Source organism: Streptomyces sp. NBC_00454 (assembly GCF_041434015.1).
Taxonomy (GTDB): domain Bacteria; phylum Actinomycetota; class Actinomycetes; order Streptomycetales; family Streptomycetaceae; genus Streptomyces.
Genome location: NZ_CP107907.1, coordinates 2,824,338 through 2,838,051, shown reverse-complemented (window position 1 = coordinate 2,838,051; position 13,714 = coordinate 2,824,338). Strand labels below are relative to the sequence as shown.

Genomic DNA, 13,714 nt, shown 5'->3' with positions numbered 1-13,714 from the left:
TGTCCACGATTAGGGACGGCCGTACAGCTTGTCGCAGCCGAGCGACTTCCAGAGCTTGTAGTAGTCGGTCGGGGAGCCGCCACACGGCATCGGGTTGAACGACTGCAGGTAAATGGCGGCGCACTGTGCGCGGCTGGGATTACCGGCGCCGGAGGCGGCAGAGGCCTCTTCGTCGGTCAGCTGGGCGAAGTTCATGCTGCGAAGGCTCGACAAACTCATGGTTTCCCCTCGAATGGTGCGTGGTCAATGCTTGGGCCCGAGAATCACCCTACGACACCGGATGATCTTGATGCAATCCCTGGCTGAAGCGTCTGATTCGAGCAATCACGGGGGGAAACAAAAGGGCACGCCAAAGGGTGTGCACACCGGATCCGGTGTGCACACCCTCGGAATTGCGTTGAGGCGTTTCCTACTTGGCCTCCGCCTTGAGCAGCTCGGCGAGCTCCTCGTCGGACTCGCGGCCCGGCGTCGGCAGGTTCCACTTGGTGATGGCGAAGCGGAAGACGAAGTAGTAGACGACCGCGAAGCAGAGGCCGATGCCGGCCAGGCCCCACGGGTTGTTCGCGATGCCGAGGTTGAGCACGAAGTCGACCGCACCGGCGGAGAAGCCGAAGCCGTCCCGCATGCCCAGGGCCCAGGTGAGCGCCAGGGAGACACCGGTCAGGACCGCGTGGATCGCGTAGAGGACCGGGGCGATGAACATGAAGGTGAACTCGATGGGCTCGGTCACGCCGGTCACGAAGGCGGTGAGCGCGAGGGAGAACATCATGCCGCCGACGACCTTGCGGCGCTCGGGGCGGGCGCAGTGGACGATCGCGAGGCAGGCCGCCGGGAGGGCGAACATCATGATCGGGAAGAAGCCGGTCATGAACTGTCCGGCGGTGGGGTCACCCGCGAGGAAGCGGCTGATGTCGCCGTGGACGGCGCCGGTCGGGGTGTCGAAGGAGCCGGCCTGGAACCACGGGAAGGAGTTCAGCAGGTGGTGCATGCCGATCGGGATCAGTGCGCGGTTGGCGACACCGAAGATGCCCGCGCCGACGGCGCCGGATCCGGTCAGCCACTCACCGAAGTTGTGCAGACCGGTGCCGAGGACCGGCCAGATGAGACCGAAGACGATGCCGGCGACCAGACCCGCGAAGGCGGAGAGGATCGGGACCAGGCGGCGGCCACCGAAGAAGCCCGCCCAGTCGGGCAGCTTGGTCCGGTAGAACTTCTGGTACAGCAGGGCGGTGATGACACCCATCACGACGCCGCCGAGCACACCGGCGTTGACGGTCGCGTCGACCAGGGCGACCTTGTGGTCGACGACCTTCTCGACCTTCGGCAGGTTGCTGTCGGTGAAGGTGGCGAGCACCTTCTGGAAGACCAGGTAACCGGTGACGGCCGCGAGGGCGGTCGAACCGTCCGACTTCTTGGCGAAGCCGATCGCGATGCCGACGGCGAACAGCAGCGCCATGTTGTCGAGGATCGCGCCACCACCGGCGGCCATGTAGCCGGCGATCTTGTTCACGAAGGCCGGGAAGGTGTCCTTCCCGAGCATGTCGCCCGCGCCCAGGCGCAGCAGGAGTGCGCCGGCCGGCAGCACCGCGACGGGGAGCATGAGGCTCCGGCCGATGCGCTGCATGACGGCCATCACGCCAGCGCCCTTCTTGCTTTCCGCAGCGGTAGCTGTGGACATGGTCTTCCTCCAGTGGACAAGGCGCTGCCAAGGCATGGAAAAGGGGGTTTGGCGGCGTCTCGGAACGGGGGACCGCGGGGCCGAAAGGCCTACGTGGTCTACACCACTCAGTGGTGTAGACCAGTTGTAGCACGGTGAGGTCCGCGTAAGGAACCCACCAATTCCGTGGGGGAAGACACATCCGGGCATACAACGCAAAGGCCTTCGGACCCTGAGGGTCCGAAGGCCTTTGGCTCTCATATGGGCGCCCCGAGCAGGGCGTATGGCGTTCGCGAGGGGGGTTTTCGGCCGCCCCGGAGGGGTCTTTCGCTGCGGGCCGGCGCTCTGGAAGCCGGTGGCCAGCCGCTCACGCCTTGGTGTTCTCCGCTTCCATCGCCGCGATCTCCTCGTCCGACTCCCGGCCGGGAGTCTTGATGTCCCACTTGGTGATCGCGAAGCGGAAGATCGCGTAGTAGACGACCGCGAAGCAGAGCCCGATCGGAATGATCATCCAGGGCTTCGTCGCCAGCCCCCAGTTGATGACGTAGTCGATCAGGCCCGCGGAGAAGGTGAAGCCGTCCTTCACTCCCAACGCCCAGGTCACCGCCATCGACACGCCCGTCATCACCGCGTGCACCGCGTACAGCGCCGGCGCCAGGAAGAGGAAGGAGTACTCCAGCGGCTCGGTGATGCCGGTGATGAAGGAGGTCAGGCCGACCGACAGCATCAGGCCGCCGACCTCCTTGCGCCGCGCCGGCTTCGCGCAGTGCGTGATCGCCAGCGCCGCCGCCGGCAGGGCGAACATCATGATCGGGAAGAAGCCGGAGAGGAACTGACCGGCGTTCGGGTCGCCCGCCAGGAACATCGGGATGTCACCGTGCACGGTCTGCCCGTCCGGCTTGGTGTAGCTGCCGAACTGGAACCACACCGGCACGTTCAGGAACTGGTGCAGGCCGATCACCAGCAGGGCGCGGTTCGCGAGGCCGAAGATGCCGGCGCCCACCGAGCCCAGGCCCACCAGCCAGTCCGAGAAGCTCTCCAGCGCGTCGCCGATCGGCGGCCAGATCCACAGGCAGAGCACGGCGAACACGATCGCCACGAAGGTCATGATGATCGGGACCAGGCGGCGGCCGTTGAAGAAGCCGAGCCAGTCGACCAGCTTGACCCGGTGGAAGCGCACCCAGAACCAGGCGGCCAGCCAGCCCATGACGATGCCGCCGAACACTCCCGGGTTCTGGTAGGTGTACTGGACGAGGGCGTCGCCCGCCCCCAGGCAGGCGCCCTTGATGTCCTTGGTGCCCTCCGGGCAGGACTTGGGGAAGGCGTGCAGCACGCTCCGGTAGACGAGGAAGCCGACCACCGCCGCGAGGGCGGTCGAGCCGTCCGCCTTCTTGGCCAGGCCGATCGCGACGCCGATGCAGAAGAGCAGCGGAAGGCCGATGTCGGCATTGAGCAGGGCTCCGCCCGCGGCCGCCATGACCTTGGCGACGTCCGTCCAGCCCAGGCCGTCCTTGCCGAACACGTCGTCCTGGCCCAGCCGGTTCAAGATGCCGGCCGCGGGCAGTACGGCGATCGGCAGCTGGAGGCTCCGGCCCATCTTCTGCAGCCCTTGGAACAAGCCGTTCCACCACTTCTGCTGTGGCACTGCTGCGGCGCTGCTCGCGCTCATCCGCGTCCTCCCTGACCGGCCCGTTTTTGGCAGCCGCCCCACGTGCGGCACACTGGTGTAGACCACTTGTGGTGCGATCGCATTTCACCCGCCCTCAGGGCAGGTTGATGCTGATCGTCATCATTCGGCAGATGGCGGGCATGCGCTCGCGTAGATGGGCCAATCGTGGGCTACCGTGACAAAGCGGACCCACGCTGGCAGGTCAGCCGCACCATTCGCCGGCCCACAGGCAACGGTGGCCGCCGAGACTCGTTCTTCGTAAAACTCAGGGAGAAACACATGGCCACCAAGGCTGAGAAGATCGTCGCCGGGCTCGGCGGTATCGAGAACATCGAAGAGGTCGAGGGCTGCATCACCCGCCTGCGCACCGAGGTCATCGACCCGAGCAAGGTCGACGAGGCCGCGCTGAAGGCCGCCGGCGCCCACGGCGTCGTCAAGATGGGCACCGCGATCCAGGTCGTCATCGGCACCGACGCCGACCCGATCGCCGCCGACATCGAAGACATGATGTGAGCTGAGCCCACCGGCTCGCACACACGCGTGCGCGCACGCTTCCGCGCACGCTTCCGCGCACGCTCCCGCGTACGACGAGACCCCGACCGGACGCACCCGGACGGGGTCTTTTCGCACCCTCGCACCGACTAGGCTCGGTGCCATGTCTCGTATCGACGGCCGTACGCCCGATCAGCTCCGCCCGGTCACCATCGAACGCGGATGGAGCAAGCACGCAGAGGGCTCCGTCCTCGTCTCCTTCGGCGACACCAAGGTCTTCTGCACCGCCTCCTTCACCGAAGGCGTCCCGCGCTGGCGCAAGGGCAGCGGCGAAGGCTGGGTCACCTCCGAGTACTCGATGCTTCCCCGCGCCACCAACACGCGCGGCGACCGCGAATCCGTCCGCGGCAAGATCGGCGGCCGCACCCACGAGATCTCCCGCCTGATCGGCCGTTCGCTGCGCGCCGTCATCGACTACAAGGCGCTGGGCGAGAACACCATCGTCCTGGACTGCGACGTCCTCCAGGCCGACGGCGGCACCCGTACCGCCGCCATCACCGGGGCCTACGTGGCCCTGGCCGACGCGATCTCCTGGGGCCAGGGCAAGAAGCTCATCAAGGCCGGCCGCAAGCCCCTGACCGGCACCGTCGCCGCCGTCAGCGTGGGCATCGTCGACGGCGAACCGCTCCTCGACCTCTGCTACGAGGAGGACGTGCGGGCCGAGACCGACATGAACGTGGTCTGCACCGGCGACGGCCGCTTCGTCGAGGTCCAGGGCACGGCCGAGGCCGAGCCCTTCGACCGCAAGGAACTCAACGCCCTCCTCGACCTGGCCGCCGGCGGCTGCGTCGACCTCCAGGCCCTGCAGCTGAGCGCCCTGGAACTCACGCTCTAGAGGCTTCGCCAGCAACCGGACGTCGCCCGCGCGCGTCCCTTGAAGTACGGGCGCACGGTGTCAAAACCGTGCGCCCGTCCACGCATCCGAATCTCCTGGGGGTCCAAGTGAAGCCGAAGCACCGCCTGGCAGTCGTCGCCCTGACGGCGGCCCTCGCCATACCCGCGATCACCTCCTGCGACGCGATCTCGACGGCGATGGACTGCGCGAACACGGCGGTCGCCATCACGGACGGCGCCAACGACCTCCAGCAGGCCGTCTCGCAGGCCGGCAACAGCCCGCAGGACGCCCAGAACGCGCTCAACCAGATCGAGGCGAACCTCAAGAAGGTCGGCGACCAGACGGACAACGCCGACCTGAGCAAGGCCATCACCTCGATGAACACGGCCGTCTCGAACGTCCGCACCTCCCTGCAGAACGGCAACTCCACCCCGGACATCACGCCGGTCGCGGACGCGGCGAAGGAGATCTCGAAGGTCTGCACGCCGGGCTGACCCTCGCTCCGGCTCGGGCGGAGGAGCTGGGACGGCCGGTACCGACCCAGCCCGCCCGAGATAATGACCCCATGACCTCGACGCCCACCCCCACGTCCACCCCTCGCCTGATCCTCGCCACGCGCAACGCGGGCAAGATCACCGAGCTCCGTGCCATCCTCGCCGCCGCAGGCCTGCCGCACGAGCTGGTCGGGGCGGACGCGTACCCGCAGATCCCGGACGTCAAGGAAACCGGCGTCACCTTCGCCGAGAACGCCCTCCTCAAGGCCCACGCCCTGGCCCAGGCCACCGGCCTGCCGGCGGTCGCCGACGACTCCGGCCTCTGCGTGGACGTCCTGAACGGCGCCCCCGGTATCTTCTCGGCCCGCTGGGCCGGCGCCCACGGCGACGACGCGGCGAACCTCGCGCTCCTGCTGGCCCAGCTCGGGGACATCGACGACGCCCACCGCGGCGCCCATTTCTTCTGCGCGGCCGCCCTCGCCCTCCCGGACGGCACGGAACGCGTGGTCGAAGGCCGCCTCCTCGGCACCCTGCGCCACACCCCGTCGGGCACGGGCGGCTTCGGCTACGACCCGATCCTTCAGCCCCTGAACGACACCCGCACCTGCGCGGAGCTCACCCCGGCGGAGAAGAACGCCATCTCCCACCGAGGCCAAGCCTTCCGAGCCCTGGTCCCGGCGGTCCGTGAGCTGCTGGGCTGACGCTGCCCCTTGTCATGCCGAGGGCCCCGTGCGCAGATGCTGCGTACGGGGCCCTCGTGCCGGTGCGGTCGGAGGGACTCGAACCCTCAAGGGATTTCTCCCACAACTACCTAAAAGTTGCGTGTAGGCCAATTCCACCACGACCGCGACTAACCGGGTAAATCGGACATTGATCCTGACCGGCTGGGGCTAGTCTACGACTGCCGAGGTCCGACGGGCGACATCATTGCGGCGGCGACCTCCCCGGCACCATGTGGCAGTGACGGCGTGGCAGTTGGGGCATAGCAGCCGCAGGTTCTCGCGGCGATCGTCGCGCCAGTCGCCGTTGATGTGGTCGATCTCGAGGGTCATGGGGAGTCCGTGCCATTCGGGAGGTGTGCGGCACCGGTCGCAGAGCTCGGGAACGTCGACATCGCGCAGTGCGCGACGCAGAAGCGCGGTTTTGGTCCGTCGCTCCCCATCGTGTTTGACGAGGATGTTTTCCGCGGGCCTGAGGGGCGTGGTTCCTGGCTTCCCGCGCTGGTGTGCCTGCCCCAGGAAATGTGATGTGTCGTGTCCTTCGTCGGCGATCCAGCGGCGTAATTGCACGCGCTTGCCGCTGTTGTCGGGCATGTCCAGGCGTCGCAGGGTTTCGGCGATGCTGACCGACTCGGCTATCGCTCGCCTGAGTTCGTCCTGGGGTGGCCGGTCGATACGCCTGTTGCTCATGCCCGCCGCCTCTTGCCTCGGCCTCGGTACGTGTCCGTCGTGGAGTGGCAGTTGGGACAGAGGAGCTGAAGGTTCTCGGGTCGGTTGTCGCGCCAGTCGCCGTTGATGTGGTCGACCTCCAGCGGGAGCGGCTCGCCCAGCCATACAGGCTCGGTGCCGCACTGCGCGCAGCGTTCTTCCGCGCCCAGTGCGGTCATGGCGCGCTTGAGGCGTTCACCAGGCACCCGGCGCACCCCCTCGGGTGCCTGTTCTACGAGTAGCGACTCCGGAGTCCGGCGGGCGTGGTATCGACCTGGCCCGGAGAGCGCGGTGAAGTGCGAGGTGTCTATCGCCATGGCCCTTACCTTGCGGCTGATGTGCGTGTGGTGGCCGCCGACGTTCTCCAGGCCCAGGTGCCGCAGCACCTCGCACATGTTCGTCGATGCGGATACCGCCTCTTGCAGCACCCTTCGCGTCCACTTCGTGCCCTCAGTCTCGAAGTGCGAGACGTCCACGCCCAGCTTCCGCATGCGGTCGTGCAGGTACCGCCTCGTCGGACTCTTCGGGTTTACTCCCAGCTTCACCAGCGCCTCGGACAGCGTCCGCGACCCCTCCGCCGCCTCCGCGAGGCGTTCCCTCGTGTACGGGCTGATCGGCATCGGCCCCTCCGTTTCCGGCCGCGTGTGCGGCCCTCGTACGGAGTAACGGACCGATAGTCGGACGGTTACGGGGGATCTCGTCCGATAAAGCGAGCGGCCCGCACCTGGTTCAGGTGCGGGCCGCTTCGTCAGGGACGGGGACTCAGATGCCCAGGTCCTTGATGATCTTGGCTACGTGGCCCGTGGCCTTGACGTTGTAGAAGGCGTGCTCGATCTTGCCCTCCTCGTCGACGACGACCGTGGAGCGGATGACTCCGGTGACCGTCTTGCCGTACAGCTTCTTCTCGCCGAACGCCCCGTAGGCCGTCAGGATCTCCTTCGAGGGGTCGCCGACCAGGGTGACCTTCAGGTGCTCCTGCTCGCGGAACTTCGCCAGCTTCTCCGGCTTGTCCGGGGAGACGCCGATGACGTCGTAGCCGGCCGTGGCCAGCACCGCCAGGTTGTCCGTGAAGTCGCAGGCCTGCTTCGTGCACCCCGGCGTCAGCGCGGCGGGGTAGAAGTACACGATGACCTTGCGGCCCTTGTGGTCGGCGAGCGAGACCTCGTTGCCGTCCGCGTCGGGCAGGGTGAAGGCGGGGGCGATGTCGCCCGGCTCAAGTCGCTCGCTCATCTAACAGTCTCCTCGGGAGGGGATCGGTACGGTCTCGAGACTAAGCTGCTGACAGACTGTTCATGGTGGGCTACACCCCTCCACACGACCGACCCGGTCACGACCACGACGACGGAGGCAGCGCGGTGCCCGAAGCCAGGACCCCCGCACAGATCGAGGCGGACATCGTCCGCCGCCGCGAGCAGCTCGCCGAGACGCTCGACGAGATCGGTGTGCGCATGCATCCCAAGACGATCATCGGGGACGCGAAGGCCAAGGCCGTCGGCGTGGTGGACCACACCGTCGGGCGTGCCGTGGCGACGGTGAACCGTCTCGTCACCGACGCCCGCGACGGGCTGCGCCACGAGGACGGCGCCCCGCGCGTCGAGCGGATCGTCCCGGTCGCGCTGCTCGCGGTCGGTGTGGTGGGGCTGCTCGTGCTGTCGGCGCGCCGCAAGCGCTGATGACAGTGCTCATGGCCCGGCGGGGCGCGGTGCGGGTGCGGGCGGGTAGGTTCGGGGCGTGAGCGAGAACACCACCACCCACGACAAGCTGCCCATCCGCATGCTCCACGACCGCGTGCTCGTGAAGTCCGACTCGCCCGAGGGCGAGCGGCGCTCCGGCGGCGGCATCCTGATCCCCGCGACGGCCGCGGTGGGCAAGCGGCTGGCCTGGGCGGTCGTGGTCGCCATCGGGCAGAACGTACGGTCCGTCGAGCCGGGGGACCGGGTGCTCTACGACCCGGAGGACCGGGCCGAGGTGGAGGTGCGCGGGGCGACGTACGTGCTGATGCGCGAGCGGGACCTGCACGCAGTGGCCGCCGAGCGGCTGGAGGGGTCGGAGGACTCCACGGGGCTGTACCTCTAGCCCCCCGATAGCCCCCCGAGATCTGGGAAACGGCCGGTGACCATCGTCACCGGCCGTTTTCGTGGGGTTTTGCTACGGTGGTGGGGAACCCCCGACGAGACGCGCCGTACCGGGTAGCCGCCAGCGATGGCGGATGACAAGACGACGCACCCCCCGTTCCGCTCTCGTCCCGGAGGTGCCTGTCATGGCCTGGGTTCTGCTTCTCGTCGCCGGTCTGCTCGAAGTCGGCTGGTCGATCGGTATGAAGTTCACCGAAGGATTCACCCGTCTGTGGCCGAGCGTCTTCACGGGCGCCGGCATCGTGGCGAGCATGGTGCTGCTGTCGTACGCGGCCAAGACCCTGCCCATCGGTACGGCGTACGGGGTGTGGGTCGGCATCGGCGCGGCCGGGGCCGCGGTGCTCGGTATGGCGGTGCTGGGGGAGCCCGTGACCGCCGCCCGGATCTTCTTCATCTGTCTGCTGCTGGTCGCCGTGGTGGGGCTGAAGGCGACCTCCGGTCACTGAGCCGAGTCGTTCTGGGGTGGCACCCGTCCGTTTGCCGAGGGGTGCCACCCCGGTGGGTGTTATTCCAGGAGGTCCGCCGGTGGGCGGCGCAGGCCTCCGGTGGTGACGCCCTGGTCGCCGGCCGTGGCGCCGCCGTCCGTCTGGCCGCCCGTGGTCTGGCCCCCGGTGGTCTGTCCGCCCGTCGTTTGGCCGCCGGTGGTCTGGCCGCCGGTGGTCTGGCCCCCGTTCGTCTGGCCCCCGGTGGTCTGACCGCCGTTCGTTTGACCGCCGTTCGTCTGGCCCCCGTTGGTCTGGCCGCCCGTCGACGGGGTCCGGGAAGGCCGGACCGGCGGGCCCGAGGGGCGTTCGTCCGGGGTTTCCTCTTGCGACTGGTTCGGATTCGGGTTCACGGGCGAGGGCGGCGGGGGCTGGTTGGCGCCCTGCATGAGCTCCAGGTCGAAGTCCAGGGGGTCGCTGTCCGACAGGGCCGTCTTCGTGTACTGCGCCCAGATCCGGGCCGGGTAGCCGCCGCCTCCGATGCGGGCCTCGCCCAGGGCCCCGTAGAGGGATTCCAGGGTGCCGGTGTCGGGGTCCTGGCCCATCATCGAGACGACGGTGACCAGGTCCGGGGTGTACGCGGCGAACCAGGCCGAGCGGTCCAGTTCGCCGGTCCCGGTCTTGCCCGCGGCGGGGTGGCCGGCGGCGAGGGCGGCCGTGCCGGTGCCGTTGTCCACCACGCTGACCAGCATGGACGTGGTCGTGTCGGCGGCTTCGCGGCTGACGGCCTGGGTCGGGTTGCGGTGCGGGAGCGGGACGGTGTCCCCCGCCTTGGTGATCTTCTCCACGAAGGTGTGCGGGGTGTGGCGGCCGTGGTCGGCGAGGGTCGCGTAGGCCTGGGTCATGTCCAGGACGCTGGCCTGCATGGTGCCGAGCGCCATGGCCGGACCCGCGTCGAAGTTCGGGGTGTTCTCGGGGATGCCGAGGGCGATGGCGGTCTGCTTGACCTTGTCGGTGCCCACGTCGACGACCATCTGGGCGAAGACGGCGTTGACGGAGAGGTCGGTGGCGGTGTTCACGGTGATGTTGCCGTAGCTGACCTGCCCCTCGTTCTCCGGGGCGTATGGGATCCGGGTGCCGACGACGCGCCGCTTGTTGTCGCCGTTGTAGATCGTGTACGGGGTGATCGTGCGGCCGTCCTGGGTGCGGGAGTTGTTCTGCACGGCGGAGGCGAAGACGAACGGCTTGAAGGTGGAGGCCACTTGGTAGTCGTGCCGGGTGGCGTTGTTGACGAACTGCTTGGTGTAGTCGATGCCCCCGTACATGGCGACGACCTTGCCGGTGGCCGGGTCGATGGAGACGGCGCCGGTGCGCACCAGGCGGTCGGCCTTGCGCTGCTCGGGTTCGAGTTTGCTGACCATCTTGTCGTTGACGGCGTCGACGACGGCGGTCTGGCGGCGCTTGTCGATGGTGGTGGTGATGCGGTAGCCGCCCTCGGCGAGGGTTTTGTCGTCGAGGATCTTGTTCTCGAGGATGTAGTCCTTGATGGCTTCGACGAGGTAGCCGCGCTGTCCGGAGAGGCCTGCGGCCGGGCGGACCTTGCCGGGCTCGGGGAATTGGGTGGTCGCGCGTTCGGCGGCCGTCAGCCAGCCCTTCTTGACCATGCCGTCGAGTACGTAGTTCCAGCGGGCGAGGGCGCGCGGGCGGCCCTGGGGGTGGGCGACGACGTCGAAGGCGCTGGGGGAGTTGAGGAGGGTGGCGAGGTAGGCGCCCTCGGCGGTGGTGAGTTTGTTGACGTCCTTGCCGTAGTAGGCCTGGGAGGCGGCCTGGATGCCGTAGGCGTTGCGGCCGAAGTAACTGGTGTTCAGGTACCCCTCGAGGATGTAGTCCTTCGACTTCTCGCGACCGAGTTTGATCGCGATGAAGAACTCCTTCACCTTGCGCTTGATGGTCTGTTCCTGGCCCAGGTAGTAGTTCTTGACGTACTGCTGGGTGATGGTGGAACCGGACTGGGTGCCCTTGCCGGTCGCCGTGTTCCAGGCGGCGCGGAGCATCGCGGCCGGGTCCACTGCCCGTTCGGCGTAGAAGTCGCGGTCCTCGGCGGCCAGTGCGGCTTCCTGGACGGACCGGGGGATCTGCGAGAGCGGCACGTTGACGCGGTTGACCTCGCCGTCGCGGGCGAGTTGGGAACCGTCGGCGTAGAGGTAGACGTTGGACTGGGCGGTGGCCGCCGCGTTGGCGGGCGGGATGTCGACCAGCAGGTAGCCGGCCACGAGGGCGCCGCCGCACAGCAGGGCGAGCAGCAGGAAGCCGCCCAGCACCATGCGCCAGGTCGGGAAGAGGCGGCGCCAGCCGGTGCGCTTGCGCTTGGTCCGCTTGCCCTGCTTCGCCGCGGCCGCTTCCGCCTTGGCCCGGTCCTTCGCCGCCTTCTTGGCTTCCTTGGCGGTCATTTCAGGTCCGGGGGGTGAGGCCGCGCCCGCACCGGTGGCCTGCGGTTCCTCGGGGGTGTCCGGATCGCGAGGGGTCCAGCCGGGCGGTGGTGACGGGTCGCTCATCTCCGGGACTCCTCGGCGCCGTACGAAATATCCACATCTGTACCTCATGGTGTCTACCCGATGGCCGCCGATTCCGCTTCGAACGGGCGTAAACCGTTCGCATGGATCGCCCCTCCGCACTAAGCTCGCGCGCTTTGGCCGACGTAGGAACGACGCAGCAACGACGTGGGAAACGGAGGGGCACGGTGCGTCAGGGAGTGATTCGCACAACGGGGCTCTACGGGGCGGTCGCGGCGGGGGGCTTCCGCCGGTACGCCACCTACGGGACGGCCACCGCGGCCGGGGTGTTCACCAACACGGTGTTCGGTTTCATCCTCGCCTGTACGTACGTCGCACTCTGGGACGAACGGCCCGGACTCGGCGGCTACGACCAGTCGCAGGCCCTGACCTTCATCTGGGTCAGCCAGGGGCTGCTCACCGCCGTCGCGCTGATGGGCGGCGGCTTCCAGGAGGAGATCCAAGAACGCGTCCGTACGGGTGACATCGCCGTCGACCTGTACCGCCCGGCCGACCTCCAGATGTGGTGGCTCGCGGGGGACCTGGGCCGGGCCGGGTTTCAACTCATGGGCCGCGGCATAGTGCCGCTGGCGGCCGGCGCGCTCGTCTTCGACCTGGCGCTGCCCGCCGACCCGCTGCGCTGGCTGCTGTTCCTGGTCTCGGTGTTCCTCGGAGTGCTCGTGAGCTTCGCGCTGCGCTACCTGCTGGGGCTGGCGGCGTTCTGGCTGATGGACGGGGCCGGGATCAACATGATGGCCACCGTCGTCGCGGTCTTCTTCTCGGGGATGCTGCTGCCGCTGAGCGTGTTCCCGGGCGGCTTCGGGGAGTTCGTCCGCGTCCTGCCCTGGTCGGCGATGCTCCAGGTGCCCCTGGACGTCCTGCTCGGCAAGGGCGCGGGGGCCGGAGTGGCGGCCGGGGCGTTCGCCTTCCAGGCGGCGTGGGCGCTGGGCCTGCTGGGACTGGGCCGGCTGCTGCAGTCGGCCGCGACGCGGAAGGTGGTGGTCCAGGGTGGCTGAGGGGACGGCCGGGACGGCGCTGGTACCGGACGGGGCGGGTGAGGGACCGGGTGACGGGCTGGGTGACAGGCCGGGTGAAGCGGCGGCGCCGGGGGAGCGGAAAGGGGAAGGGCCGCTCTTCGTACCGGAGCGGAACCGGGCCCTGGAGGGGCTGCGCGGCTACGGGCTGATCGCGGCGATGTGGATCCGGTCGACGATGACGTACCGCACGTCCTTCTTCCTCTCCACCTTCGGGAACGGGGCGATCACCCTCCTCGACTTCGTCGCGATCTACATCATGTTCTCGCACGTGGACGAGCTGGGCGGTTTCACCCTCCCCGAGATCGCGCTGCTCTACGGCTCCTGCTCGGCCTCCCTGGGCCTGGCCGACCTGCTGCTCGGCAACACCGACCGGATCGGCTCCCGGATCCGCGACGGCTCCCTCGACACCATGCTCGTACGCCCGGTCCCGGTGCTGGCCCAGGTCGCGGCCGACCGCTTCGCGCTGCGTCGGCTGGGGCGGATCGGGCAGGGGCTCGCGGTGATGGGCTGGGCGGTCTCGGACCTGGGGCCGCAGCTGGACTGGACGGTCGGGAAGGTGCTGCTGGTGCCCGTGATGATCACGGCCGGTGCGGCGATCTTCGGGGCGGTGATGGTGGCCGGTGCGGCGTTCCAGTTCGTCGCCGGGGACGCGGCGGAGGTGCAGAACTCCTTCACCTACGGCGGTTGCACGATGCTCCAGTACCCGCCGACGGTCTTCGCTAAGGACCTGCTGCGCGGGGTGACCTTCATCCTGCCGCTGGCCTTCGTCAACTGGCTGCCGGCCCTGTACATCCTGGGTCGGCCCGACCCGCTGGGGCTGCCCGTGTGGGCGGCGTACGCGAGCCCGCTGGTGGCGTTCGCGGTGTTTCTGCCCGCGTCGCTGGCCTGGCGCGCGGGGGTTCGTTCGTACCGGAGCACGGGGAGCTGAGGGGCT

16 protein-coding genes, 1 tRNA gene and 1 riboswitch are annotated in these 13,714 nt (G+C 68.6%); of the genes, 9 read left to right on the top strand and 8 right to left on the bottom strand.

Annotated elements, in window-relative coordinates:
- Positions 1-9: 9 nt before the first annotated feature.
- The 3 genes from OHU74_RS13170 to OHU74_RS13160 all read right to left on the bottom strand — a co-directional run bounded on the left by OHU74_RS13170 (position 10) and on the right by OHU74_RS13160 (position 3,326).
- Complete coding sequence (locus OHU74_RS13170; RefSeq protein ID WP_371616069.1) at positions 10-195, bottom strand: hypothetical protein; 186 nt, start codon at positions 193-195, stop codon at positions 10-12.
- Positions 196-409: 214 nt separating this feature from the next.
- Positions 410-1,678, bottom strand: coding sequence for a PTS transporter subunit EIIC (locus tag OHU74_RS13165; RefSeq protein WP_371616068.1), 1,269 nt, complete (start codon positions 1,676-1,678; stop codon positions 410-412).
- A gap of 346 nt (positions 1,679-2,024) precedes the next feature.
- Entirely contained in the window at positions 2,025-3,326 is a 1,302-nt protein-coding gene (locus OHU74_RS13160) for a PTS transporter subunit EIIC (protein WP_371616067.1), read from the bottom strand.
- A 165-nt stretch (positions 3,327-3,491) separates the two neighbouring features.
- On the opposite strand from OHU74_RS13160, the gene OHU74_RS13155 reads away from it, so the two are divergent.
- The 4 genes from OHU74_RS13155 (at position 3,492) to rdgB (ending at position 5,908) form a co-directional block, all read left to right on the top strand.
- Complete coding sequence (locus OHU74_RS13155; protein ID WP_371616066.1) at positions 3,492-3,839, top strand: glucose PTS transporter subunit EIIB; 348 nt, start codon at positions 3,492-3,494, stop codon at positions 3,837-3,839.
- 142 nt (positions 3,840-3,981) lie between these two features.
- Positions 3,982-4,713, top strand: coding sequence for a ribonuclease PH (gene rph, locus OHU74_RS13150; protein ID WP_330296581.1), 732 nt, complete (start codon positions 3,982-3,984; stop codon positions 4,711-4,713).
- Between the two features lie 107 nt (positions 4,714-4,820).
- A complete protein-coding gene (locus tag OHU74_RS13145) occupies positions 4,821-5,207 on the top strand; it encodes a hypothetical protein (RefSeq protein WP_371616065.1) in 387 nt (128 codons plus the stop codon).
- A 71-nt stretch (positions 5,208-5,278) separates the two neighbouring features.
- Positions 5,279-5,908, top strand: coding sequence for an RdgB/HAM1 family non-canonical purine NTP pyrophosphatase (rdgB, locus tag OHU74_RS13140; RefSeq protein WP_371616064.1), 630 nt, complete (start codon positions 5,279-5,281; stop codon positions 5,906-5,908).
- Between the two features lie 63 nt (positions 5,909-5,971).
- Here the strand turns inward: rdgB and OHU74_RS13135 are convergent.
- The 4 genes from OHU74_RS13135 to bcp all read right to left on the bottom strand — a co-directional run bounded on the left by OHU74_RS13135 (position 5,972) and on the right by bcp (position 7,864).
- Positions 5,972-6,055: transfer RNA gene (locus tag OHU74_RS13135), tRNA-Leu, on the bottom strand.
- A 42-nt stretch (positions 6,056-6,097) separates the two neighbouring features.
- Positions 6,098-6,616, bottom strand: coding sequence for an HNH endonuclease (locus tag OHU74_RS13130; RefSeq protein ID WP_371616063.1), 519 nt, complete (start codon positions 6,614-6,616; stop codon positions 6,098-6,100).
- Positions 6,613-7,254, bottom strand: a complete 642-nt coding sequence (locus OHU74_RS13125) for an HNH endonuclease signature motif containing protein (RefSeq protein ID WP_371616062.1) — start codon at positions 7,252-7,254, stop codon at positions 6,613-6,615. The genes OHU74_RS13130 and OHU74_RS13125 overlap by 4 nt, the downstream gene beginning before the upstream one ends.
- Before the next feature lie 142 nt (positions 7,255-7,396).
- Entirely contained in the window at positions 7,397-7,864 is a 468-nt protein-coding gene (bcp, locus tag OHU74_RS13120) for a thioredoxin-dependent thiol peroxidase (protein ID WP_371616061.1), read from the bottom strand.
- A gap of 125 nt (positions 7,865-7,989) precedes the next feature.
- Between bcp and OHU74_RS13115 the strand changes: the two genes are divergently transcribed.
- From OHU74_RS13115 to OHU74_RS13105, 3 genes are all read left to right on the top strand, one after another.
- A complete protein-coding gene (locus OHU74_RS13115) occupies positions 7,990-8,307 on the top strand; it encodes a DUF3618 domain-containing protein (protein WP_371616060.1) in 318 nt (105 codons plus the stop codon).
- A 58-nt stretch (positions 8,308-8,365) separates the two neighbouring features.
- Positions 8,366-8,710 carry a co-chaperone GroES gene (locus OHU74_RS13110; protein ID WP_371616059.1) on the top strand — a complete coding sequence of 115 codons (345 nt, stop codon included), beginning with the start codon at positions 8,366-8,368 and terminating at the stop codon, positions 8,708-8,710.
- A 61-nt stretch (positions 8,711-8,771) separates the two neighbouring features.
- A riboswitch (guanidine-III (ykkC-III) riboswitch) is annotated at positions 8,772-8,861 on the top strand.
- Positions 8,862-8,894: 33 nt separating this feature from the next.
- Positions 8,895-9,215: a multidrug efflux SMR transporter gene (locus tag OHU74_RS13105; protein ID WP_030158619.1), complete on the top strand. Its 321-nt coding sequence runs from the start codon at positions 8,895-8,897 to the stop codon at positions 9,213-9,215.
- Positions 9,216-9,274: 59 nt separating this feature from the next.
- On the opposite strand, the gene OHU74_RS13100 is transcribed toward OHU74_RS13105, so the two are convergent.
- Positions 9,275-11,746 carry a transglycosylase domain-containing protein gene (locus OHU74_RS13100; protein WP_371616058.1) on the bottom strand — a complete coding sequence of 824 codons (2,472 nt, stop codon included), beginning with the start codon at positions 11,744-11,746 and terminating at the stop codon, positions 9,275-9,277.
- A 200-nt stretch (positions 11,747-11,946) separates the two neighbouring features.
- Between OHU74_RS13100 and OHU74_RS13095 the strand changes: the two genes are divergently transcribed.
- Positions 11,947-12,759, top strand: coding sequence for an ABC transporter permease (locus OHU74_RS13095; RefSeq protein ID WP_371619669.1), 813 nt, complete (start codon positions 11,947-11,949; stop codon positions 12,757-12,759).
- Positions 12,760-12,817: 58 nt separating this feature from the next.
- The gene (locus OHU74_RS13090) at positions 12,818-13,708 is read left to right on the top strand and encodes an ABC transporter permease (protein ID WP_371619668.1); all 891 of its coding nucleotides are present in this window, start codon (positions 12,818-12,820) and stop codon (positions 13,706-13,708) included.
- Positions 13,709-13,714 lie beyond the last annotated feature (6 nt).